We start from the raw sequence: 23,645 nt of genomic DNA on the forward strand, positions 1-23,645 counted from the left end.
CCTTGACGGCGAAACACCGCTCCCTGCCCTGCTCCGCAGGAGTCCGTTTCCTCTCCGGCGTAAACGCCGGAGTATCCACGGAGGACCCAGATGAACGGCATGGGTGATCTGCACGACGTGAATGGTGACTCCTTCGCCGAAGAAGGCATCGGCGACGAGGAGTTCGAGGCCGGACCCGACACGGAGGCCGACGACGGCCTCCTGGAGGATCTGCGCCTGGCCGCTGGCATCCTGGACCCGGTGCCGGCCGAGCTGCGGCAGCTCGCCGTAGAGGCCTACGCGCTGCACGACCTCGACGCCCGGCTCGCCGAGCTGACCTTCGACTCGCTGGTGGACGCGATCCCGGTCAGAGGAGCGGCGGATCCCCCGCGGATGCTGACCTTCCACTCCGGTGCCGTGACCGTCGACGTCGAGGTGACCTCGCACGGCTTGATGGGGCAGGTGCTGCCGCCGCAGCCGGCGAGCATCGAGGTGCTCAGCGGGCCCCGGGCGGGTGCCTCGCTCGTCGCCGACGACATGGGGCGCTTCATGTCCGAGGTGGCTCCCGCCGGGCCCTTCGCGCTGCGGCTGCGGGCCGGCGGGGAGGTGGTGGTCACGGAGTGGCTGCGGGCCTGACCGGTCGGTCGTCACCGCGGGCCCGTCCGCCGTCCGTCACCGGCTGACCGGCAGGGCCCGCGCAGCGGGCCTCTCCAGGTCGGGCGCGGGCCGGTCCCCTACCGGCGGCGGCACCTGCCCGGTCAGCGTGATGGTCTCCTCGGCAGGCCCCGCCCCCACCCTCGCCCGCCGGCCTGTGGCGCGGCGGTGCTCCAGCCGGAGGTCAGCCGGTCAGGACGTCCACGAGGCCGGCCAGTGCCGTCGCGAGACGAGTCAGTCCGGGGCCGGCCGGACCGCCCGGCTCGCTCATGTACGTGTCCCGGCGGATCTCCACCATCAGAGCACCCACCCGCGGCTCGGTCCCGTAGAACTCCAGCGGCACGTACGCACCGCCGAACGGACTGTCGAGCCCGATCTCCCCGCACCCCGAGAACGCCTCCCGTGCCGCGGCGAGCAGATCGGGCGGCGTGTGGAAGGAGTCGGTACCCAGACATACCGGCGGCCGCGGCCCCTCACCGTGCAGCTCGTAGGGCAGCGCCTGCGTCGGATACGAGTGCACGTCGATGATCACGACCCGCCCGGCGGCGGCCAGCCGGTCGGCCACCGCCCGGGTCATGGCCTGCGCGTACGGCCGGAAGTACCGGTCGAGCAAGGGCTCCGGGTCGGTGTCGGCGGGCCGCAACGGCTCGCGGTGCGTGGTCCGCGTGTACACGGCGCCCATCCCCACGGCGAGCATCTCCTCCCGCTCGTCCGGGAACCGCTCCGGGTCCACGACCAGCCGGGAGAGCCGGTTGACGAACCGCCAGGGAGCGACCGAGGACAGCCCGCGGGCCGCCGCGGCGATCTCGGCGGTGTGCGCGTCGGTGATGTGATCGAGCTCCCGCTCCAGCCCCGCGTCGTCCAGCACGATCCCCGTCCGCACCGCGGGCGGTATCTCCCGCGCCGAGTGCGGCACATGCAGGATCACCGGGGAGTCGGCCGCGCCGGGCAGCAGCGCGAAGGACGGTGCGGCAGAGGTCATCGGGCGGCTCCCGGGGCGTTGTCAGTGGCATGGTGCACGATCAAGGTGCCACATCAAAACGTCCAGGAAGGGCGGGGGAGCAGCATGCCCGTCAGCAACCAGCAGGTGACCGCACACCCGTTTCTCAAGGGGCTCTACGGGGACGACTACTACCCCGACCACGTGGTGGACCGGGACAAGGAGATCCTGCTGCGGCTGTGCGAGCGCATCGAGGCCGAACGGCCCGCGGACCTGGAGGCGTTGTACGTCCTGACCCGGGCCGCCACCGACGAGTTCAACGACCTGCAGGCCGCCTTCGAGGAGGCCGACAGCGACATCGAGACCGTGGCGCGCGAGGAGATAGCCGAGAACTTCTGGTTCGTGGCGCAGGCCTACGGCTTCGCGGACGCGGACGTCGAGGAGCTGATCGCCACCCGGGACTGGTGAGGCCTCGGGGATCCACCGCAGCGGTCGGCGGTGGCGGGCCGGCGGCCCGGGGCGCCGGTGACGTTCGGGCGTCGGCGCCCCGTGCGGCATCACGGTCGTGACGCCCGGCTGGAGACAGCCCCGGATCCGCTCCCGGACGGCTGCTGCCGCACGCCGCTCCGCCCCGGCCGGGCAGCTGCCGACCGGGGCGGAGCAACGCGGCGCCTCTGGGAGGCCGTCGCGTCAGCTCAGGGACGCGAGCGCCTCGTTCCACGTGGTCGACGGGCGCATGACCGCGGCGGACTTCGCCGGGTCGGGCCGGTAGTAGCCGCCGATGTCGGCCGGCTTGCCCTGGACGGCGTTCAGCTCGTCGACGATCTTCTGCTCGTTGGTGGCGAGCGTCTCGGCGAGCGCCGCGAAGGCCTTCGCCAGGTCCGCGTCGTCGGTCTGCTGCGCCAGCTCCTGCGCCCAGTACAGGGACAGGAAGAAGTGGCTGCCGCGGTTGTCGATGCCGCCGACGCGACGGGTCGGGGACTTGTCCTCGTTGAGGAAGGTCGCCGTGGCGCGGTCGAGGGTGTCGGCGAGGACCTGGGCGCGGGCGTTGCCGGTGGTCTGCGCGAGGTGCTCGAAGCTGGCCGCGAGCGCGAAGAACTCGCCCAGCGAGTCCCAGCGCAGGTAGTTCTCCTTGACCAGCTGCTGGACGTGCTTCGGCGCGGAACCGCCGGCGCCCGTCTCGAACAGGCCGCCGCCCGCCATCAGCGGGACGACGGAGAGCATCTTGGCGCTGGTGCCCAGCTCCAGGATCGGGAACAGGTCGGTGAGGTAGTCACGCAGCACGTTGCCGGTCACCGAGATGGTGTCCTCGCCGCGGCGGATGCGCTCCACCGACAGCTTGGTGGCCTCGACCGGGTTGAGGATCCGGATGTCCAGGCCCTCGGTGTCGTGCTCCGGCAGGTACGCCTTGACCTTGGCGATCAGGTTGGCGTCGTGCGCGCGGGTCTCGTCCAGCCAGAACACCGCCGGGTTGCCGGTGGCGCGGGCGCGGGTGACGGCCAGCTTCACCCAGTCCCTGATCGGGGCGTCCTTGGTCTGGCAGGCGCGGAAGATGTCACCGGCGGAGACGGTCTGCTCGATCACGACGTTGCCGGCCTGGTCGACGAGGCGGACCGTGCCGGTGGTCGGGATCTCGAACGTCTTGTCGTGGCTGCCGTACTCCTCGGCCTTCTGCGCCATGAGGCCGACGTTCGGAACCGAGCCCATCGTTGACGGGTCGTAGGCGCCGTTGGCGCGGCAGTCGTCGATCACGGCCTGGTACACGCCGGAGTAGCTGGAGTCCGGCAGGACCGCGAGGGTGTCGGCCTCCTGGCCGTCCGGGCCCCACATGTGGCCGGAGGTTCGGATCATGGCCGGCATCGAGGCGTCGACGATCACGTCGGACGGCACGTGCAGGTTGGTGATGCCCTTGTCGGAGTCGACCATGGCGAGCTCCGGGCCCTCGGCGAGCTCGGCGTCGAAGGAGGCCTTGATCTCGGCGCCCTCGGGCAGGGCCTCCAGGCCCTTGTAGATGCCGCCCAGACCGTCGTTCGGGGTCAGGCCGGCCGCGGCGAGGGTCTCGCCGTACTTCGCGAAGGTCTTCGGGAAGAACGCGCGCACCACGTGACCGAAGATGATCGGGTCGGAGACCTTCATCATCGTGGCCTTGAGGTGCACGGAGAACAGCACGCCCTCCGCCTTGGCCTTGGCGATCTGCGCGGTGAGGAACTCGCGCAGCGGCGCGACGTGCATGACGGACGCGTCCACGACCTCGTCCTTGAGGACGGGTACGGACTCGCGCAGGACCTTGGTGGAGCCGTCGTCGCCGACCAGCTCGATGCGGAGCGAGCCCGGCTCGGAGATCACCGCGGACTTCTCGGTGGAGCGGAAGTCGTCGACGCCCATGGTCGCGACGTTCGTCTTCGACTCGGGGGACCAGGCACCCATGCGGTGCGGGTGGGTCTTGGCGTAGTTCTTGACCGACGCGGGGGCGCGGCGGTCGGAGTTGCCCTCACGCAGGACCGGGTTGACCGCGGAGCCCTTGACCTTGTCGTAGCGGGTCTGGATGTCCCGCTCCTCGTCGGTCTTCGGGTCGTCCGGGTAGTTCGGCAGCGCGTAGCCCTGGCTCTGCAGCTCGGCGATCGCGGCCTTGAGCTGCGGGATCGACGCCGAGACGTTCGGCAGCTTGATGATGTTGGCCTCGGGCGTCTTGGCGAGCTCGCCGAGTTCCGCGAGGTCGTCCGGGATGCGCTGCCCCTCCTGCAGGTACTCCGGGAACAGCGCGATGATGCGCCCGGCCAGGGAGATGTCGCGGGTTTCGACGGCGACACCCGCCTGCGAGGCGTACGCCTGGACCACCGGCAGGAAGGAATACGTCGCCAGGGCCGGGGCCTCGTCAGTGTGCGTATAGATGATGGTCGAGTCAGTCACCGGGTGCTCCGCTCCACGTCTGCAACATTGCTCGACATCAAGATATCTCGTGGCCGACCTTGTCTCGACAGGGGTCCGCACAGTCGTGCAGGACAAGTGGGAAATATTCGCTCCCAGGCAACCTGGGCTTCCGATCATGCCGTCATGGAGGGTGATCGCCCACGATCGCCCACTGGATGCGGCTGCCGGACCCGACCACCCGGCCGCCCGAGCGAAAGCTGACCATGAGATATCGCACCCGAGTGACGGCTCCGGCGGCCGTCCTTGTCGGCACGGCAGCGGCCCTGACCACGGCACCTCTGGCACACGCGGCCGCGAAGGAGACCGGCACCCCGGGCCTCGAGACCCTCGGTGACCCCGTCTTCCCGAGCCTGGGCAACGACGGCTACCGCGTCTTGGCCTACCACCTCGACCTCGCCTACGACGCGACGACCCGGCTCGTCGACGCCGAGGCGACCCTGCGGATCCGCACCACCCAGGCCCTGACCCGGCTCTCCCTCGACGCCCTCGGCCTGGACGTCCGTGCCGTCCGCGTCGCCGGCCGCCCGGCCGCCTACGAGCAGGCGGAGGAGAAGCTGCGGATCACGCCGGCGCGCCCGCTGCCGGCGAACGTGCCCGTCACCGTGTGCGTGGAGTACGCGGCCGACCCGCGCCGGGAGCTCGCGCACACCGCCTGGGTCGCCACGCCGGACGGCTTCGCGGTGTGCCCCCAGCCGAACTCGGCGCACACCGTCTTCCCCTGCAACGACCACCCGGCGGACAAGGCCGACTTCACCTTCCGCATCACCGTCCCCGGCAGCCTGCGGGGCGTGGCGAGCGGTCTGCTGGTCCGCACCGAGAGTCTCGGCGGCGACCGGACCGCGTACACCTACCGGTCCCGCTCGCCGCTGGCGACCGAGCTGGTGCAGATCACGGTCGGCGACTACGTGGTCAAGGAGCGGCAGGGCCCGCACGGCCTCCCGCTGCGGGACGTCGTGCCGGTGGCCCGCGCCGCCGCCCTGGAACCCGCGCTCGCGCTGACCCCCGGCCTGGTCGACTGGATCGAGCAGCGGCTGGGCGCGTACCCCTTCGAGACGTACGGACTGCTGCCCTGCAACTCCGACGACCCGGCCGCCTTCGACTTCACGGGCCTGGAGACCCAGACCCTCACCCTGTACAAGCCGAACTACCTGCTCCAGGCGGAGCCGAAGATCGGCTCGCACATGATGCACGAGCTGGTCCACTCCTACTTCGGCAACAGCGTCAGCCCCGCCACCTGGGCGGACCTGTGGCTGAACGAGGGACACGCCGACTTCTACGGCCTGCTGTACCGCTACGAGCGCGGCTGGACCGACTCACTGGGCCTGACCACGATGGAAGCCCGGATGAAGGACACGTACGCGCGCGGCGACCAGTGGCGCAAGTCCTCCGGGCCGGTCGCGTCGCCGGGCGAGGCGAACCTCTTCGACAGCCAGCGCTACCTGGGCGGCGTCCTGGTCCTCTACGCGCTTCGGCAGGCCGTCGGCGAGGACGTCTTCCACGCCGTCGAGCGCACGTTCCTGGAGCGGTACCGGGGCGCGTCCGCTTCCACCGAGGACTACATCGCCGTCGCCTCGGAGGTCTCCGGGCAGGACCAGTCGGGCTTCCTGCGCGACTGGCTGTACGGCACCAAGACCCCGCGGATGCCCGGCCATCCGGACTGGACGGTGACGCCGGTGAGCTCGTCGCTGCGGCAGCCCGAGAGCCGGACGGACGGGCACTACCACGACAACTCGGCCACGCTGTAAGGGATCAGTCGAGCCGGGCGGAGGGGACTTCGCCCGGCTCGGTCTCCGCACCCCTCTGCTGCGGAATCACCACCGCGCCCTGCTGCAGGGCCACCGTGCGCTGGGGCGCCGGGATGCGGATGCCCTCGTCGCGGTAGCGCCGGTGCAGGCGCTTGATGAACTCGTGCTTGATGCGGAACTGGTCGCTGAACTCGCCGACGCCCAGGATCACCGTGAAGCCGATCCGGGAGTCGCCGAAGGTGTGGAAGCGGACCAGCGGCTCGTGTTCGGGGAGGGCGCCGGTGATCTCGGTCATCACCTCGGCGACGACCTCGATCGTCACCCGCTCGACCTGCTCCAGGTCGCTGTCGTACGCCACCCCCACCTGGACCAGGATCGTCAACTGCTGTTCGGGGCGCATGAAGTTGGTCATGTTCGACTTCGCGAGCTCCCCGTTGGGGATGACGATCAGGTTGTTGGAGAGCGCGCGGACCGTGGTCTGCCGCCAGTTGATGTCCTCGACGTAGCCTTCCTCGCCGCTGCTCAGCTTGATGTAGTCGCCGGGCTGGACGGTCTTGGAGGCGAGGATGTGGATGCCCGCGAAGAGGTTGGCGAGAGTGTCCTGGAGAGCCAGGGCGACCGCCAGACCGCCGACGCCCAGGGCGGTGAGCATCGGCGCTATGGAGATGCCGAGCGTCTGCAGCACCACCAGGAAGCCGATCGCCAGGACCAGCACCCGGGTGATGTTGACGAAGATCGTGGCCGATCCGGCGACCCCGGAGCGGGACTGGGTGACCGTCCGGACGAGACCGGCGACGAGCCGGGCCGCCGCCACCGTCACGACGAAGATCAGCAGCACGGTCAGGATCTGGTTGACGGTGTGCTGGACCGCCGAGACCAGCGGAAGTGCCGCCGCCGCGGAGGCCGCGCCGCCCGCGATCGCCGCCGACGGTACGACCGTCCGCAGCGCCTCCACGATGACGTCGTCGCCGCCCCAGCGGGTGCGGTCGGCGTGCTTGCCCAGCCAGCGCAGCAGCATGCGCAGCAGGAACGCCGCCAGCAGCCCCGCGATCACGGCGATGCCGGCGATCACCAGGTCGTCCATGGTGAGATCCCGCTTCACCGGTCACCTCCGGGAAGAAGTCCTGCGGCGAAAAACCTCGCCGACGGCCGGATGTGAAGTTGCGTCACGTTGCCACCTGTTCGATTCCGGGATGAGAGGCCGCGCCGACCAGGAAGCCCCCCATGCTCGGCGCGACCGCTCATCCTGCCGCATCCGGTACGGGAGTTCGTACCTGGACCGGCGCCGGATCGCGGCGTTTCGGTCAGATCACCTTCAGCCGTACCAGCGCGCCGAGCGTCAACGCCCCCGGCACCAGCGGCAGCCACACCGTGACGATCCGGTAGGTGAGGACCACGGCCGTGGCCACGGCCACCGGGCCGCCCGCCGCCACCAGGGCCACAATCAGCGCCGCCTCGACCGAGCCGATCCCGCCCGGCACGGGCACCAGGGCTACCGCGACCGTCGCCGCCAGATAGGCGAGGGCCATGTGCGCGGGCGGCACCGGGAGCCCGAGCGCCCGCCCCACAGCGGCCAGCCCGGCCGCCTGCAACGCGGGGAAGGCCAGCGACCCGCCCCACAGGGCGAGCGCCCGGGCCGGACGCCTGTGCACCGACCGCGCCTCGCACAGCGCGGTCCGCAGGAAGGACAGCACGGCCGTACGCAGCCGTCGTACACACGCGAGCATGCCGGCCGCCCCGACAAGGACCGCCACGACGGCCACCACCAGCGGGCCCACGGCCCCCTCGGGCAGAAGCGTCCCGAACCGCAGCGCGTCCGGGAAGGCGATGAGCAGCGCGGCCAGCAGGCCCAGCCGGCCGATCGACTCCGCCAGCAGATACAGGGCGAGCGCGGCGGAGGAACGGGCGAGCGGAAGCCCGCACACCGTCATGAACCGCAGGTTGACCGCACTCGCGCCCAGGCCCGTCGGCAGCAGATGGTTGGCCGCGCCCGCCGCGAACTGCGTGGCCAGCAACCGCCGCTTGGGCAGCGGCTCGACGACGGCACCCTGCCGGGTGAGCGCGGCGGCGACCCAGGTCAGGCAGGTGGCGCCGGCCGCGGCCAGCAGCCAGGGCAACTCCGCGTTCCGCAGATGACCGAAGCCGTCGGCGAGCACGGACCGGTGCTCCACCGCGACGACGGTGACGAGCAGGAGCGGAAGCAGACAAAGGATCTGGCGGATCCGGCGGACCGGGAGGCGGCGGGGGAGTTCGGGGAGTTGTACCGCTGTCACATCAGGAGAGGCTTCCCACCCCGCACCAACTGCGGGTTGCGGAAGCGGGGACAAGGGATTGCGTACGGTCATCGGGTCCTTCGCGCGGGTGGACGGCGGGTCAACGAACGACGGGCGGGTGACGGGCGGACGGGCGGGTGACGGGCGGACGACGGAATCTCATTGACCTCAATCATGCTTGAGGTCCTACGGTGCTTCTCATGAGCATGGAGACCACAGCCTGGACGCAGCTGCACAGCGTCATGAACGCCGAGCAGAAGCGCCGCCCCCTCGCCCGCGCCACCCTCCGCCGCATCGGCGAGTTCGCCCGCCCGCACCGCCGCCGAATCGCCCGCTTCGTGGCGCTCGGCGTGCTGACCGCGCTGCTCGCCGTGGCGACCCCGGTCCTCGCCGGAAAGGTCGTGGACGCGATCGTGTCCGGCGGCGACGAGGGCACGGTCGTACGACTCGCCCTGCTCATCGCCCTCATCGCGGTCGCCGAGGCGACCCTCGGCGTGCTCGGCCGACGGCTGTCGGCGACGCTCGGAGAGGGCCTCATCCTCGATCTGCGCACAGCGGTGTTCGATCATGTGCAGCGGATGCCGGTCGCGTTCTTCACACGCACTCGTACGGGAGCGCTCGTCTCCCGTCTCAACAACGACGTCATCGGCGCCCAGCGCGCCTTCAGCAACACCCTGTCCGGAGTGGTCAGCAACGTGGTCACCCTGGTCCTCACCCTCGCCGTGATGCTCACCCTCTCCTGGCAGGTCACCCTCCTCGCGCTGGTGCTGCTGCCGGTGTTCGTGATCCCGGCGCGGCGCATGGGCAGCAGGATGGCCGGGATGCAGCGGGAGGCGGCGGCCCTCAACGCGGCGATGGGCACCCGGATGACCGAGCGCTTCTCGGCACCCGGCGCCACGCTGGTCAAGCTGTTCGGCCGACCGGAGCAGGAGTCCGAGGAGTTCGCGGTCCGCGCGCGCCAAGTACGGGACGTCGGCGTCCGCACCGCCACGGCCCAGTCCTTGTTCATCACCGCCCTGACTCTGGTCTCCGCCCTGGCACTGGCCCTGGTCTACGGCCTCGGCGGCTGGTTCGCCCTGCGCGGCACCCTCGACCCGGGCGCCGTCGTGGCCCTCGCCCTGCTCCTGACCCGCCTGTACGCCCCGCTCACCGCACTGGCCGGCGCCCGCGTCGAGGTGATGAGTGCCCTGGTCAGCTTCGAGCGGGTCTTCGAGGTGCTGGACCTGGAGCCGCTGATCAAGGAGCAGCCGCACGCACGGCCGGTCCCCGACGGCCCGGTCTCCGTCGAGTTCGAGAACGTCCGCTTCGGCTACCCGTCCGCCGACAAGGTCTCCCTCGCCTCCCTGGAGGAGGTGGCCACCCTCGACTCCCGGGGCGGCGCCGAGGTCCTGCACGGCATCTCCTTCCGCGCCGACCCCGGACAGACGGTCGCGCTGGTCGGCTCGTCCGGCGCCGGCAAGTCGACGATCGCCCAGCTGCTGCCGCGTCTGTACGACGCCGACGGCGGCGCCGTCCGGGTCGGCGGCGTCGACGTCCGTGACCTGAGCGCCGACTCACTGCGCGGCACCGTCGGCATGGTCACCCAGGACGGTCACCTCTTCCACGACACCGTCCGCGCCAACCTCCTCCTCGCCCGGCCCACGGCCGCGGAAGAGGAGGTGTGGGACGCCTTGCGCCGCTCCCGCCTCGACGATCTCGTACGGTCCCTGCCCGACGGCCTCGACACGGTGGTCGGCGAGCGCGGCTACCGCCTCTCCGGCGGCGAACGCCAGCGCATGACCATCGCCCGGCTGCTGCTGGCCCGCCAGCGCGTCGTCATTCTCGACGAGGCCACCGCCCACCTGGACAACACCTCGGAGGCGGCCGTCCAGGAGGCACTCGCCGAGGCCCTGGAGGGCAGGACGGCGGTCGTGATCGCCCACCGGCTGTCCACCGTGCGCGCGGCGGACCTGATCCTGGTGGTCGAGGCGGGGCGGATCGTGGAACGCGGCACGCACGAGGAACTGTTGTTGGTCGACGGACGCTACGCGCAGCTGTACCGGACACAGTTCACGCAGGGGCCGGACGGGGCGACGGAGATCGGGTCGGCGGCGTAGGCGGGGCCGACGGCTCAGGTGTCGGGGGCGGCCTCAGGGATCTCGCGGGTGCGCGGGTCGGACCGCTGTCTTCGGCCAACCGGCCCCCTCGTGCACACCGCTCGTCGGTCGTTGCGGCCCGCGCACGGTGTGCACGAGGGGGCCTGGGGCGGAGGCGCCGTGTCAGCTCGTCGCCCAGCGCGGAGGCGACGTCCAGCCCTCGGCGCGGTTGCCGGCCGCCCTCGCACGATGCCCGGCGCAGGCGCGGCGTCAGTGCCGACCGGCGCTGAGTCCGTCCAGCGTGAGGTCGAGGAGGCGCTCCGCCTGCTCCCGCTGATCGGGCTTCCCGGACGCGAGGGCGATGCCCGTGAGGGCGGCGAACATGTCCGCCGCGGTGATGTCCGAGCGGATGGCCCCCGCGCCGACACCGGCTGACAGCAGGGAGTCGAGGGCGGACAGCATCATCTCGTGGCTCTGCGCGTACGGGTTGACGCCGGACTCGACCAGGGCCCTGAGGGCATCGGCCATGCCCAGTTTGGCCGTCGCGTAGTCGATGAACCGGCCCATCCAGGCGCGCAGGGCGTCGCGCGGCACCATGACGGCCAGCAGTTCGGGCGCGGAGTCGCAGAGCTTGGCCAGCTCGTTGCGGTAGGCGGCCTCGATCAGGATCTCCCGGGTGGGGAAGTTCCGGTAGAGGGTGGCCGAGCCGACCCCCGCCTCCTTGGCGATGCGCTCCAGGTGCGCGTCGAGCCCCTCTTCGGCGAACACCCGCACCGCGGTCGAGAGGATCTTGTCCCGGTTCCGCTGGGCGTCGGCGCGCAACGGACCCCCTGTCTGCCTGGCCATGCTGCGGTCTCCTGTCGTCCCGGCTTGCTAAGTGGGGAGCCCCCCACTTATAGTTCCAAGAAATGGGGTAGCCCCCAGTTCCACTCTAGGGCAGATCGGCCCATTCACCTCGCTCAGCGGAACGGCCTTGTCCGCCGTGCCAGGGCTGCCCTACGGCCAGTTCACATGCCGACACCGCATACCCCTCAGGAGAACACCATGAGCCTCTCGCTCGAAGGAAAGGTCGCCGTCGTCACCGGTGGTGCGTCCGGCGTAGGCCTGGGCATCGCCCAGGAGTTCGTGGCCCACGGCGCCCACGTGGTCATCACGGATCTTGGGCAGGACCACGTGGACGAGGCCGTCGCGACCGTGGGACCCCACTGCACGGGAATCGTCGCCGACGTCACCCGCAGCGCGGACATGGAGGCGGCCTACCGGGAGGTCGTGGCACGCCACGGCCGCCTCGACGTGGTCGTCGCCAATGCCGGCATCGGTGACCACGGATCCCTCGGCACCATCACCGAGGAACAGTTCGACCGGACGTTCGGCGTCAACGCGAAGGGCGTCCTGTTCACCGTCCAGCCCGCGCTGCCGCTGATGAACCCGGGCGGAACCGTCGTGGTCATCGGATCCACGGCGTCCGTCCAGCCCCCGCGGGGAATGAGCCTGTACGGCGGCTCGAAGGCGGCTGTGCGCAATTTCGTCCGGGCCTGGATCCAGGACGTCAAGGGATCGGGCATCCGCATCAACGTCCTCAGCCCAGGCGCCGTCGACACGGCCTCACTCCGCAGTGCGGGCGAGATGGCGCGGGGCGCCGACGGAGTGGACGCGCTCATCGCCGAACTGGGCGAGGGCAACCCCACCGGCCGGATCGCGCACCCGCGCGAGATGGGCAAGGCCGCGGTGTTCCTCGCCGGCGACGACTCCAGCTTCATCACCGGCATCGAACTCTTCGTGGACGGTGGCCTGGCACAGGTCTGATCCGACCGGCCGGCCAGGTCCTGGGCGCCGAGGACAGGAGCGAGCATGAGGCGAGCGGCTCATGAGCTGTCAGCGCGAGCTCGTCCCGCGGTGTGGCCGCCCGCTTGTTGTTGATGCCGGGGGACGGTCTCGGCACGGGTATCCGGGGGTCGGCGAGCACATCTCGACCTGAACCAGAAGCACTTGGACGTCCGCGGCTGCTGGGGAAGCGACGTGGGGCACCTGTACCGGGCGGTCCAGGTCATGGCCCGGTACGGGCGGATCTTCCCGTGGACGGACCTCATCACCCGGGAGTACGGCCTCCACGAGGCGCAGGTCGCGCTGGAGGACGTCGCGGCCCAGCGGGTGGTGAAGGCGCTCATCGTGCCCTGAACCCGCGGTCCCTGCGCGGGGCTCAGGTGATGGTCAGGACAGAGGTCGATCACCTTGCGAGCAGGGGGTGAGCAGCGTTTGGCCCGTATTCGCCGGAACAATCAAGAACAGCCCAGAAGGCGCTCGCCGTACGCGCGGCGTGACAGCAGAATCCGCTGAACCAGAAAGTCACCACGTTGAAAAGCACGGCGAACGACAACTCCACCGGTGCCATTCCGTCCACCGTCCCGCCTCTGATGCAGATGACCCAGATGCTGGCCGGATTCCAGATTTCCCAAGCGCTTTACGCTGTCGCGAAATTGGATGTGGCGACCCAGCTCGCCGACGGCCCCGTGGACCTCGCGAGTCTGGCGAGGGAAACCGGTGCGCACGAGGAAGCCCTGGGGCGCCTCGTCCGCACGCTGGCTCCGCTGGGGCTGTTCCAGGACGCAGGTGAGGGCAGGATCGCGGTGACGCCGCTCGGGGAGTTCCTCTCCGCCACGCACCCCATGTCGCTGCGGTCGGCGGCCCTGTTCTGGATGGAGACGCACTACCTCCCGTTCGCGGGGCTGCTCGACACGGTCAGGACAGGAGTGCCCGCCGCCGAGACGTACTACGGAAAGCCCTTCTTCGACTGGGTGGTCGAAGACCCGGAACGCGTCGCACTGACGAACAAGGCGATGGCCGGCGTGGTGGCCAGCGTACGGGCCGGCATGCTCGACGACTATGTCCTGCCGGGCGGCGGCACCGTCGCGGACCTCGGCGGCGCCGACGGCACCATCATCGCGGAGCTGCTCAGCCGGAATCCGGATCACTCCGGGATCGTCTTCGACCTCCCGGAGGTCGTGCAGGCGGCGCACGGCGTGCTCGCGGCACGCGGCCTGACCGATCGCGTGGAGGTCGTAGGGGGCAGCTTCTTCGAGGAGGTGCCGACCGCGGACGTCTACGTGCTGGCCTACATCCTCCACGACTGGAACGACGAGGAGAGTGGCCGCATCCTTGCGGCCATCAGGAAGGCGGCTCGGCCCGGCGCCCGCCTGCTGGTGATCGAGGCCATCGTGCCGGAGGGCGACGCACCGCACATGGCGAAGATCGTCGACCTGACCATGCTGGGCATGCTCGGCGGCAAGGAACGCACGGAGCGGGAGTACGAGCGGCTTCTCGGCGACGCCGGGTTCAGCCTCGACCGTGTGGTGGCTACCCCTTCGCCCCTCTCCATTCTGGAGACGACTCTTCTCTGATCGTCGGAAAGAGCGCGGGTATCTCTCCGGAGGCGCAAGCACTTCGCTTGTGCCTCCGGTGCGTGAATGGGCTCCGGATTCCGTGGAGAGGGCCCACCCCGGGGGCGGTACAGCCAGGTGGACTCCGGCGCGAGCGGCATACGGTCGGGGCGCACGGTGGTCGGGCTCAGGTCACTGGGTGATCCGCGGCTGCTGCGCCTGGCGGACGAGGACGTCGAACTGCCGTCCGGCACCGTCGAGAAGGGGCAGGCCGTGGTCATCGCGATGGGCTCGGCCGCCAGCGACGAGGCCGTGTACGAGGCACCGGACACGGTGCGTTTCGACCGGGGCAGGTCGCTGCAGCTGATGTTCGGGGGTGGCCCTCACTACTGCCCCGGCGCACATCTGGCGAAGGCAGAACTCCAGGTGGGACTGGGCCTGTTGGCAGAGCGCCTGCCCGGTCTGCGGCTCGCGGCAGGGCTCGAGGAGTTGCGCTTCACCGAGGGCGAGGAGCTCAGCTCCCTGGAGTCGCTGCCGGTCGCCTGGTGACCGGTGCGGCGGATACACACACGTAAGGGATTTTCATGACACATGAGCGCACTCGCCCGCAGGTCCTGCAGGTGATGACAGGCGCGTGGTCCGGACAGGCCGTCTACGTGGCGGCCAAGCTCGGCATCGCGGACATGCTGGTGAACGGCCCCCGGTCCGTCGACGACCTGGCCGCCGAAGCCGGTGTCCACGCCACCGCCCTGTACCGAATCCTGCGTGCGCTGGCCGGCCTCGGCATCTTCCGGGTCGAGGAGAACCGGACGGTCGAACTGACACCGCTCGCCGAGCCGCTGGCGACCGACCACCCGGACAGCATGCGGCAGTTCGCCATCATGGTGAACGAAGAGATGTACGAGGCCTTCGGGAGCCTTCTCGCCACGGTACGGACCGGCCGGCCGGCGTTCGAAGAGCGCTTCGGCATGCCGGTCTTCGCGTACTTCGACACGCACCCCCAGGCCGCGGCCACGCTCCACCGGGCGATGAACGACTGGAGCCGGTGGGACACCTCGGACATCGTCGACGCCTACGACTTCTCCCGCTTCCGCAAGGTCGTGGACGTGGGCGGCGGAAACGGAGCCTTCCTCTCCGCCCTCTTGGCCGGCTGTCCCGACCTGTCCGGCGTACTGCTCGACCGGCCGCAGGGCATCGAGGCGGCGCACGCGGGGCTCGGCGGCCCGCTGCCCCGATGCGAGCTCGTCGTCGGCGACTTCCTGGACGAAGTACCCCGGGGAGCCGATCTGTACGTGGTCAAGCATGTGATCGACGGCTGGCCGGACGACGGCGCCGCCCGGATCCTGGACAACTGCCGTAGGGCCATGGCCGACGGCGGGCGGGTCGTCGTACTGGACACCGTCGTGGAACCGGGCAACGACCCGTCGTTCTCCAAGTGGCTCGACCTGCTGATGATGGCAGCCACGCCCGGGGGACTCAGGCGGGAAGCGGATTACTTCGGGCTCTTCGCGAGGGCTGGACTGCGGCTCAGTCGCCTCGAACCGATCTCGGAGAGTCTCACTCTGGTCGAGGGAGTGGCCCGATGAGGGCGGTGACGGTAGTGCGGCAAGACCTGCTCGTTCCCGGCGATCCCTTCGTCGCGGACCTCGATCCGCTGAGGTTCGACGGCTTGCTGCCCGCGGTGTGGGCGATGAACTCCACCGCCGATGTGAACGCCCTGGTAGGCCTGTTACGGGATCTGACGCCGACGGATGGCTTTGTGGCGGGGCTCTCGCCGCAGGCCTGCGCGGCGACGATGCGCGATCTCGGCATCCTCCTCGGATCGCTCAGGCGCCACGGTGTGCAACCGACCCGGGTGGTGCCTCAACTGGGGTCGGTCCTGCTTGAGTTGGGCGCCCGCACCGGCATGGTGCCCCGGGACACGGTCCAGCACTACATTGGCTGGAACCCCACCGGATCCCGTGAGCGGATGTACACCGGCGACCGCCAGGAACGCATGCTGATGGCCTCGGTGCGTGTGACGCTGCCACGACTGGTCTTCGCGGTCGAGGAATGCCGACGGTTCGACGAACTGGATCCGCACCAGCCGGACTTCGCCATGGCCGCCCATGAGGTCGTGGCCCTGATCCGGTCACTCGAGGACGCCATCGACATCGTGCTCGCGAACGTGACCCCGGAGTTCTTCGCGCGCACACTGCGTCCCTACTTCGAAGCGGTCACCGTCGACGGCGCCGAGTACCTCGGTCCGGCCGCCGCACACGCGCCGCTGTACCTGGTCGACCTCGCGCTGTGGGCGAGTGACCACGGCGGCGAGACCGACGCCGGGCTGTGGCGCGAGTCCGCGCGGTACGGCCTGCCGCAGTGGCAACTCCTGTACCAACGGTGGGCGCGATGCCCCTCCGTCGTCACGCGCGTCACCTCCGCACTCGTGCCGCCCCACGGCAGCCCGCCCTCGCCCCAGGTGCGTGCCGCCGCCGAGGCCGTCAGCCGCGCACTCCGGGCGCTGCTGGTCTTTCGCGGCAAACACTCGGCGGTGGCGCGCGACACCTACGCCGAGGAGATCCGTCTCCAGCCACTCGGCAGCGGCGGCGGCAGCCTGGAACTCCTCGACCGGTTGGCCACCCTGACGCGCGAGAACGCCACCCGCGTTCGGCAGTCCACCGTGCGCTCCCGCGAGGTCCGTACGAGCCCTGGACCGGCGGCATCCGCCGACGACGGGAGTCCGCTCACCGCCCGCGAACGGAGGACCTCATGAGAATCGGGTGATGGAGCGGGCCGGCACGGGCACCGTCGAGACGGTCCGGGCCGACCTGGTGATCGGCGCCGACGGGATTCGCTCCGCGGTACGCGCGTCCTTGTACCTGCAGGAAGGTCCGCCACCGGGCAACGGGATGGTGATGTGGCGCGGAACGACCTGGGCCGAGCCGTTCCTCACCGGCGAGTCGATGATCGTCACCGGGGACGACACCCGGCGGATCGTGCTGTATCCGGTCGCCCGGCACCCCACCGGCACGCGTGTGCTGGTCAACTGGGTGGCCGCCCGGCCGGCCGGCGCCGCCACCGGCGGCCGGCCGGCCCGTCGTGACGAGGCGTACGGGTCCGTCACCACGGCCCGCGTCCTCGAGCACTTCGGGGACTGGCGCTTCGACTGGCTCGACATCCCCGCCCTGCTGGGCGGCGCCAGACGCGTCCACCAGTACCCGATGGTGGATCGTGACCCCCTGCCCCGCTGGACGTTCGGCAATGTCACCCTGCTGGGCGACGCGGCCCACGCCATGTACCCCATGGGATCCAACGGGGCCACACAGTCGGTCATCGACGCCCGCGTCCTGGCGCACGCACTCGCCACGGCGGACGACATCCCGCAGGCCCTGGCCCGCTACGAATCGGACCGTCGGCCCGCCATGACCCGGCTGCAGGCGGACAACCGTCGCCAGGGCCCCGAGTCCGTCATCACCACGGTGCACCAACGCGCTCCCCACGGCTTCCGCGATGTGCGCGAGGTGATGTCCGAACGGGAACTCGCCCGGACCGCCGCCCACTACGCGGCCGCCTCCGGCCTGGAGCGGGAGTACGTCAACACCAGGCCCACGCTCACACCCCCGTCCGTCGCCGCGCGAGGCGCAGGCGACTTTCGATGAACCTCAGGACATCCAGCGGAGAGCCCCCGGGAGCCGGTGGCGATCACCGGGATGGCCTGCCGCTTTCCCGGCGCACCCGACGTCGACAGCTTCTGGGAGTTGCTGAGGACGGGCAGGGACGCCACGGGAAAGACCCCTGCGGACCGCTACGACGTCGATGCCTTCTACGCGCCAGAGCCGTCCCCCGGCAAGGTGGCCGCCCGCCGGTCCGGCTACCTGCCCCGGGTCGGGGACTTCGACAGTGACACCCGCTATGTCCCCCTGCTCACCTACCCGTGGCAGACCGAACGCCATTGGCTGAGGATGAGCACCGATTGAGCACCTCGTGGTCTGTTCCTGGGTGATCACTGGCGCAAGACTCCTGTCACAACGTCATTTGGCCCAAAGGAACACCCGTGTCTTTGCACATTCCGCCCGTACACGTTCCGCCGGACGGTGGTGAGCCTGTCTTCCTCGTCGGCGACACGTACACCACGCTGCTGAAGGCGACGCAGACCAACGGCGAACTCTCCCTCGTGGAGGCGATCATGCCCGCGGACGCCGGGCCCCCTCCGCACACGCATCACGGCGAGTCGGAGACGTTCATCGTCATGGACGGGCAACTCGTCATCACCGCCGGGGACGAGGAGTACGAGGTCGGAGCAGGCGGCGTGGTGTACGTGCCCAAGGGCGTCCGGCACTCCTTCAGGAACCTGAGCCGTACCAAGCCCGCGCGCATCTACTTCCTGTACGCCCCGGGCGGCATGGACGCGATGTTCACCGAAATAGGCACGCCCGGTGTGCGCGGACAGGTGGGACCGCCGCTCGACGAGGTCGATGTGAAGGCCATGGCCGCTGTCGCCGACAAATACGGATTCACCTTCGACTGACGCGCCCTGCGGTACAGCTCGTGACATGGTCTCGTGGTTCGGGGTTGATGGCCGTGACCGGTACGGCAGTTGAGCCGTTCGTTGGGTGCGGGTGCGGGTGCGGGTGCGGGTGCGGGTGCGGGTGCGGGTGCGGGTGCGGGTGCGGGTGCGGGTGCGGGTGCGGGTGCGGGCTCGGGCTCGGGCGTGGGTGCGGGCGCAAAGGCCGTGGATCGTGGCTGACGATGGGCGGGCGATGACCGAGCCGGTCCTGCCGGCGTGGCCGGGGCAGTCTCCCGCCCTCAGGCGCGGGAAGACCGCGGCGCGGGCGCGGAATCCGAGCGTGGCGTACTGGTCGTACCCGGTGCCGGCCGTGCGGCGCTCAGCCGCGGTAGGCGGCCGTTGCGATGTGGACGAAGGACCGAATCATCGGGTTCGCGTCGCCCTCGTTCCACGCCGCCACCACCGGGCTCTGCGCCATGTCGATCAGCGGTACCACGGTCAGCTCCCCGGGCAGATCGTGCCCGAGCGGAGTCATCCCGACCGTGCCGTTCCAGAGCACTGCCTGCAGGCACTCCTGGACGGCGCGCACCACCGGACCCTCGCGAGGCTCGCCACCGTTCCAGTACGACTGCCAGATCGGGTCGGTGCCGTCCGGGAACTGGAACCAGCGCCGGTCGGCCAGGTCAGCCAGCTTCAGGTGGTCGTGGCGGGCCAGCGGATCGTCGGCGCGCAGCACCACGCCCACCGGGTCGGCGCGCAGGTCGTGCACCGTCAGGCCGGTCTCGTCGAACGGCCTGCGGGTCAGAGCGACGTCGACCAGCCCGGCGCGCAGCCCGCAGGTCGGATCGGCCAGGTCGGTCTCGCGGATACGGACCTCGACATCCGGGTGCTGCCGGCGGTACGCGGCGGCCAACCGGGTTGCGCCCGGGTCGGCGGTGTCGCCCAGGATGCCGACGGTGATGGTCGCGGCGCCGGCCGCCGCGGCCACGCGAACGCGTACCCGGTCGGCCTGGTCGAGCAGGATACGCGCCTCCTCGAGCAGCGCCGCCCCAGCCGGGGTGAGCGTGACGCCTGCGGCGGAGCGGTGCAACAGGACGGCACCGACGTCGGTCTCCAGCTGCTTGATCGCCCGGCTCAGCGGCGGCTGGCTCATGTGCAGCCGGGCGGCGGCCCGGCCGAAGTGGAGTTCCTCTGCGACGGCCACGAAATAGCGCAGCGTGCGTAGCTCCATGACCGGCGACGATACCCGTGGGGTATCGAGGCCACCTAATCGGTCTTGGACGGCCGCGGTGCCCCGGCGGTGGAATCGGAGCATGACAGACCAACCGATGACCGGCGAACCGATGGCCGGCGAACATGTGACCGGCGAACCGATGGCCGGCCCCGCCGTATCGGTGGTCGGTCCGGACGAGGGCGAGATGATCCTCCTGGGCACCACGCAACTGCGCATCCTGGAGGACGGCAGCACCACCGGGCACCGTCTCGGGATCGGCGAGACCGTCCTCGCCCCCCGTACGGAGGGACCACCCCAGCACCGCCACGCCCAGCACGACGAGGGTTTCTACGTCATCTCCGGCACGGTGCGGTTCACGGTCGGACATAAGACGTACGACGCGACCGCGGGCACGCTCGTGATGATCCCGCCCGGAGCCCCGCACACCTTCGCCAACCTGACCGACCAACCGGCCGTCATGCTCAGCCTTTTCACCCCCGACCTTTATGTGCAGTACTTCCGAGACCTGCAGGACATGATCGTCGGCGGCCGGGAACTGACCGCACAGGCGACCATCCAGGCGATGAGTCGCTACGCCACCGAGCCCGCCACCGACTTCGCCCGGAAGCCGGAAGGATGAAGCCGCCTGGCTGTCTGTCACCGGATCGGTGCAGCCGAGGCGGCTGCTCCTGTTTCTCAAGTCCCGGGTTACTACGCACACGTGTGTGCCTTCAGGTGCTCCCGCGTGATGCATGAATGTGATCACTTACAACTGGTAGTCGTGGATGGGAATCATGAAAGTCGCGTACTGGATCGTTGCCGGCATACTCGCGCTCTTCTACCTCTACGGGGGTGGGATAAAGGTGATCCAGACCCGTGAGCAGCTCCAGCCGATGATGGCGTGGGTGGACCGTACGCCGATGCCGGCCGTCAGGACGATTGGGGTGCTCGAAGTGCTCGGCGCGATCGGGCTCATCCTGCCGCCATTGGCCGGCATCGCGCCCTGGCTGGCACCGGCTGCGGCCATCGGGTTCGTGCTCCTGCAGATCGGCGCGACCACAGTCCACCTGCGCCGCGAAGACCGCCACATCGCACTCAACATCGCGCTCGTTCTCGCTGCGGCCGTGACCATCTGGCTGGCAACGACATGGCTGTGAGGTCGAGACCTGGTCGACGACAACCCGCCGGTGGCCGGACGACCGGGCCGTCCGCGACAGCGGCCCGAGTCCGTTCCGCAGGACAAGAGGACAAGGCGTACGACTTCTGGGCGGTACGGCGTGAGCTGCGGCGCCGCCGGCTCCTGCCGGTGATCATCCGCAAGGGCGCGCCGGACATCAAGGGCCTGGACAAGCTCCGCTGCGTCGTCGAGTAGACCTTCGCCCTGCTCCGCCGGTCCAAACGGCTCGCTGTGCCGGGGAGGACGCGTTCAACCGCACGACGCCTTCGTCTCCGTGGCGTGCGGCCTTGTCTGCCGGCGCCGCTTCGGAAGACCGCGTCGTGATCGCGTCACGGAATCGGAGGGTGACCGTTCGACGGCACCAACTGCGGGTGTGCCGCCTGGAATTGGCACCCGGGAGTCTCCTATAAATTGAGCTGTGTGCGAACGGTTCTGACGCGCTCATTTATGAGCCGCCGGAAAATCTCGGGGGAAAGAGGAGAAAACGGCATGGCGAGGGAAGACTGCGCCGCTCGGCCGGATGGCCACGGTGGCGGCACTTCAGCCGTCGGGCCGGTGGAGGGCGGCGTACTGGCCGACACGCTGGCGCATGCCCGGATGCGGAAATTCGTCGGCCGGGAGGATGAACTCAACCTTTTCCGAAGTGGGTTGGACGGTGAAACCGGCGCACCCCTCGTCATCGTGATCCACGGGCCCGGAGGGATCGGGAAGAGCGCGCTGCTGCAGCGGTTCGCCGCGGAGGCGCACACCATGGGCCGGCCTGTGGTGACCATCGACGCGTGCATCATCGAGCCCTCCCCGTCGGCCTTCGAGGACGCGGCGGCGGAGGTCTTCACCGAGGAGCGCCCTGTCCTGCTGGTCGACAGCTTCGAGCGCTACCGGGACATGGAGGACTGGCTGCGCGACCGCTTCCTGCCTCGCTTGCCGACGGGCGTGCTGGTCGTGCTCGCCGGCAGGCTGCCGCCCGCTCCTTACTGGAAGGCCGATCTCGGGTGGAGTGAGGTGATGCACGTCGTTTCGCTGAAGGAGCTGGGCCCCGGGGAGTCGGCAGCGCTCCTCGCCACGCAGGGCGCCGACCCGGCACTGCACGCCGAACTCCTCGGTTTCGCCGCGGGCAATCCGCTCGCCCTGCGTCTGGCCGCCGAAGTGGCCGCGCACGACACCGATGCCAACGTTGTCTGGACCCCTTCGCGCACCGTGGTCGAGCAGTTGCTGTCGCACCTCGTCGGAGAGCTTCCGTCTCCGTCCCACCGGCGTGCACTTGAGGTGTGCGGCCACGCGCTGGACACCACGGAGGACCTTCTGCGCGCCGTCCTGCCGGGCGAAGACGCCGCCGAACTGTTCTCCTGGCTGCGCCAGTTGCCCTTCGTGCGCTCCGGCCGCTTCGGCGTGTATCCGCACGACGTGATCCGTGACTCCCTGGACAGCGACTTCCGCTGGCGGGATCCGGAGCAGTACAAAACCATGCACCGTACGATGCGCCGACATCTCGTCGAGCGCATCCACAACGCCCCCGAGAAGGAGGCGCTGCGCGCCACGGGGGCGTACAACTACATCATCTCCAGGGATGAATGGACCAAGAAGTTCCACGGGAGCCGGGACGAGAGCGGCGCCTACGAAGAGCCGTTGCGTCCTGAGGACGCCGACGACCTGGTGGCCATGACCCGCAAGGTCGAGGGCGAGGAGAACGCCAGGATCGTCTCCTTCTGGCTGGAGCGTCAGCCCGAGGCGTTCCGGGTGCACCGCCGGTACAGCTCGGGCGAACTTCTGGGCTTCATGGCCTGGTTGCGGATCGACGCGCTCGACGACGACATACGGGAAGCCGACCCCGTCGTGGTCCAGGCGTGGCAGTCCGTCTCCGCGACGGCGCCGCTGCGGCAGGGCGAACACCTCGGTGTGGCGCGGTTCATGATCCACCCGGCCACCCATCACCGTCCCTCCCGTTCGTGGGATCTGGTGCACATCCGCATCATCTTCGAGTTCCTGCGGGCGAGTAGCTGCGCCTGGTCCTGCGTCGTCATCACGCAGCCGGACTTCTGGGAACCGCTCATGACATACATGGACCACTTCCGGCCGCCGAGCGTGGCCACGGACGCGGACCTCGGCTACGGGCTGTTCTGCCACGACTGGCGCGCGGTGCGCGTGGACGAGTGGGCGGAGGGCATCGACGCACGCCTGCTCAGCGGACCACCGGGCAAACCGGTCGACGAGCCGAGTGCCCGCTTCAGGCCCCTGAGCCGGGCCGAGTCGGACGCCGCCGTCCGTGAGGCGCTGCGGTCCTGGCTCGACCCCGACGGGCTCGCGGACAACCCCTTATTGCGCTGCCGCCTGGTGGAGGCACACGGTGGTGACGACCCCGTGGACGCCTTGCGGGAGCTGATCGGCAAAGCGATACAGCGGCTGGACGCCAATCCGCGCACGCGGCACCTGCACGCGGTGCTCACCATGACGTTCCAGTCGCCATCCACCCAGGAAGCCGTGGCACGGCGGCTGAACATGGCGTTCAGCACCTATCGGCGGCACTTGACGCGGGCGATCGACGACGTACGCGACCGCGTGTGGCAGTGGGAGACGCAGGGCCGCATCCCAGGCCAGTAGCGCCCTAGAAGGCTCATGAAGATCTTGGGTTCTGGCCCGGCAGGGCCAGAACCCAAGATCTTCATGAGCCTTCTAGTACTCCAGCAGTACTTTGATGTCTGACCTGGGGAAACGTCGAGCGGTGGGAGTGTAGAGGCCGATCGGCGGTCACGGGCGGGTTCCGTGCACTCGTCCCTCGAACGAGTGCCCCCGCC

23 protein-coding genes are annotated in these 23,645 nt (G+C 70.0%); 17 read left to right on the forward strand and 6 right to left on the reverse strand.

Annotated features, from left to right (window positions below; translation table 11 throughout):
• The first annotated feature begins 90 nt into the window (after positions 1-90).
• Positions 91-615, forward strand: coding sequence for a hypothetical protein (locus tag ACFYO2_RS47755; RefSeq protein ID WP_388363310.1), 525 nt, complete (start codon positions 91-93; stop codon positions 613-615).
• Between the two features lie 202 nt (positions 616-817).
• Here ACFYO2_RS47755 and ACFYO2_RS47760 read toward each other — a convergent pair whose 3' ends face one another.
• On the reverse strand, positions 818-1,615 hold the full coding sequence (locus tag ACFYO2_RS47760) for an N-formylglutamate amidohydrolase (RefSeq protein ID WP_388363313.1): 798 nt from the start codon (positions 1,613-1,615) through the stop codon (positions 818-820).
• A gap of 84 nt (positions 1,616-1,699) precedes the next feature.
• Here ACFYO2_RS47760 and ACFYO2_RS47765 point away from each other — a divergent pair, with 84 nt between their 5' ends.
• The gene (locus tag ACFYO2_RS47765; RefSeq protein WP_388363316.1) at positions 1,700-2,041 is read left to right on the forward strand and encodes a DUF5713 family protein; all 342 of its coding nucleotides are present in this window, start codon (positions 1,700-1,702) and stop codon (positions 2,039-2,041) included.
• A 222-nt stretch (positions 2,042-2,263) separates the two neighbouring features.
• On the opposite strand, the gene ACFYO2_RS47770 is transcribed toward ACFYO2_RS47765, so the two are convergent.
• A complete protein-coding gene (locus ACFYO2_RS47770; RefSeq protein ID WP_388363318.1) occupies positions 2,264-4,483 on the reverse strand; it encodes an NADP-dependent isocitrate dehydrogenase in 2,220 nt (739 codons plus the stop codon).
• Positions 4,484-4,707: 224 nt separating this feature from the next.
• On the opposite strand from ACFYO2_RS47770, the gene ACFYO2_RS47775 reads away from it, so the two are divergent.
• Positions 4,708-6,249, forward strand: a complete 1,542-nt coding sequence (locus ACFYO2_RS47775) for a M1 family metallopeptidase (protein ID WP_388363367.1) — start codon at positions 4,708-4,710, stop codon at positions 6,247-6,249.
• 4 nt (positions 6,250-6,253) lie between these two features.
• Here ACFYO2_RS47775 and ACFYO2_RS47780 read toward each other — a convergent pair whose 3' ends face one another.
• Together ACFYO2_RS47780 and ACFYO2_RS47785 are read right to left on the reverse strand one after the other, a co-directional pair.
• Positions 6,254-7,351: a mechanosensitive ion channel family protein gene (locus ACFYO2_RS47780; RefSeq protein WP_388363320.1), complete on the reverse strand. Its 1,098-nt coding sequence runs from the start codon at positions 7,349-7,351 to the stop codon at positions 6,254-6,256.
• A gap of 202 nt (positions 7,352-7,553) precedes the next feature.
• Positions 7,554-8,522 (reverse strand): YbhN family protein, encoded by a 969-nt coding sequence (locus ACFYO2_RS47785; protein ID WP_388363323.1) that lies wholly within the window; start codon positions 8,520-8,522, stop codon positions 7,554-7,556.
• 200 nt (positions 8,523-8,722) lie between these two features.
• On the opposite strand from ACFYO2_RS47785, the gene ACFYO2_RS47790 reads away from it, so the two are divergent.
• On the forward strand, positions 8,723-10,618 hold the full coding sequence (locus ACFYO2_RS47790) for an ABC transporter ATP-binding protein (protein WP_388363326.1): 1,896 nt from the start codon (positions 8,723-8,725) through the stop codon (positions 10,616-10,618).
• Positions 10,619-10,867: 249 nt separating this feature from the next.
• On the opposite strand, the gene ACFYO2_RS47795 is transcribed toward ACFYO2_RS47790, so the two are convergent.
• The gene (locus ACFYO2_RS47795) at positions 10,868-11,443 is read right to left on the reverse strand and encodes a TetR/AcrR family transcriptional regulator (protein ID WP_388363328.1); all 576 of its coding nucleotides are present in this window, start codon (positions 11,441-11,443) and stop codon (positions 10,868-10,870) included.
• Between the two features lie 198 nt (positions 11,444-11,641).
• Here ACFYO2_RS47795 and ACFYO2_RS47800 point away from each other — a divergent pair, with 198 nt between their 5' ends.
• The 9 genes from ACFYO2_RS47800 to ACFYO2_RS47840 all read left to right on the forward strand — a co-directional run bounded on the left by ACFYO2_RS47800 (position 11,642) and on the right by ACFYO2_RS47840 (position 18,484).
• Complete coding sequence (locus ACFYO2_RS47800) at positions 11,642-12,403, forward strand: SDR family NAD(P)-dependent oxidoreductase (RefSeq protein ID WP_388363331.1); 762 nt, start codon at positions 11,642-11,644, stop codon at positions 12,401-12,403.
• 213 nt (positions 12,404-12,616) lie between these two features.
• Complete coding sequence (locus ACFYO2_RS47805) at positions 12,617-12,775, forward strand: hypothetical protein (protein ID WP_388363333.1); 159 nt, start codon at positions 12,617-12,619, stop codon at positions 12,773-12,775.
• Positions 12,776-12,951: 176 nt separating this feature from the next.
• Positions 12,952-13,995: a methyltransferase gene (locus ACFYO2_RS47810; protein ID WP_388363336.1), complete on the forward strand. Its 1,044-nt coding sequence runs from the start codon at positions 12,952-12,954 to the stop codon at positions 13,993-13,995.
• A gap of 117 nt (positions 13,996-14,112) precedes the next feature.
• Entirely contained in the window at positions 14,113-14,523 is a 411-nt protein-coding gene (locus ACFYO2_RS47815) for a cytochrome P450 (protein WP_388363339.1), read from the forward strand.
• 35 nt (positions 14,524-14,558) lie between these two features.
• A complete protein-coding gene (locus tag ACFYO2_RS47820; protein ID WP_388363342.1) occupies positions 14,559-15,560 on the forward strand; it encodes a methyltransferase in 1,002 nt (333 codons plus the stop codon).
• Positions 15,557-16,729 carry a monodechloroaminopyrrolnitrin synthase PrnB family protein gene (locus tag ACFYO2_RS47825; RefSeq protein ID WP_388363344.1) on the forward strand — a complete coding sequence of 391 codons (1,173 nt, stop codon included), beginning with the start codon at positions 15,557-15,559 and terminating at the stop codon, positions 16,727-16,729. The genes ACFYO2_RS47820 and ACFYO2_RS47825 overlap by 4 nt, the downstream gene beginning before the upstream one ends.
• A gap of 10 nt (positions 16,730-16,739) precedes the next feature.
• Positions 16,740-17,615, forward strand: a complete 876-nt coding sequence (locus tag ACFYO2_RS47830; RefSeq protein ID WP_388363346.1) for an FAD-dependent monooxygenase — start codon at positions 16,740-16,742, stop codon at positions 17,613-17,615.
• 36 nt (positions 17,616-17,651) lie between these two features.
• Entirely contained in the window at positions 17,652-17,933 is a 282-nt protein-coding gene (locus ACFYO2_RS47835) for a beta-ketoacyl synthase N-terminal-like domain-containing protein (protein WP_388363348.1), read from the forward strand.
• A gap of 77 nt (positions 17,934-18,010) precedes the next feature.
• On the forward strand, positions 18,011-18,484 hold the full coding sequence (locus tag ACFYO2_RS47840; RefSeq protein WP_388363351.1) for a cupin domain-containing protein: 474 nt from the start codon (positions 18,011-18,013) through the stop codon (positions 18,482-18,484).
• Positions 18,485-18,842: 358 nt separating this feature from the next.
• Here ACFYO2_RS47840 and ACFYO2_RS47845 read toward each other — a convergent pair whose 3' ends face one another.
• Positions 18,843-19,694, reverse strand: a complete 852-nt coding sequence (locus tag ACFYO2_RS47845; protein WP_388363353.1) for a LysR substrate-binding domain-containing protein — start codon at positions 19,692-19,694, stop codon at positions 18,843-18,845.
• A gap of 82 nt (positions 19,695-19,776) precedes the next feature.
• Here ACFYO2_RS47845 and ACFYO2_RS47850 point away from each other — a divergent pair, with 82 nt between their 5' ends.
• The 4 genes from ACFYO2_RS47850 to ACFYO2_RS47865 all read left to right on the forward strand — a co-directional run bounded on the left by ACFYO2_RS47850 (position 19,777) and on the right by ACFYO2_RS47865 (position 23,451).
• The gene (locus tag ACFYO2_RS47850) at positions 19,777-20,316 is read left to right on the forward strand and encodes a cupin domain-containing protein (RefSeq protein WP_388363356.1); all 540 of its coding nucleotides are present in this window, start codon (positions 19,777-19,779) and stop codon (positions 20,314-20,316) included.
• Between the two features lie 154 nt (positions 20,317-20,470).
• Positions 20,471-20,833 (forward strand): DoxX family protein, encoded by a 363-nt coding sequence (locus ACFYO2_RS47855; RefSeq protein ID WP_388363359.1) that lies wholly within the window; start codon positions 20,471-20,473, stop codon positions 20,831-20,833.
• Entirely contained in the window at positions 20,830-21,048 is a 219-nt protein-coding gene (locus ACFYO2_RS47860; protein WP_388363362.1) for a hypothetical protein, read from the forward strand. Before ACFYO2_RS47855 ends, ACFYO2_RS47860 begins: the two co-directional genes overlap by 4 nt.
• Before the next feature lie 294 nt (positions 21,049-21,342).
• On the forward strand, positions 21,343-23,451 hold the full coding sequence (locus ACFYO2_RS47865; RefSeq protein WP_388363364.1) for an AAA family ATPase: 2,109 nt from the start codon (positions 21,343-21,345) through the stop codon (positions 23,449-23,451).
• Positions 23,452-23,645 lie beyond the last annotated feature (194 nt).

The organism is Streptomyces sp. NPDC006602, from assembly GCF_042870385.1.
Lineage (GTDB): Bacteria > Actinomycetota > Actinomycetes > Streptomycetales > Streptomycetaceae > Streptomyces.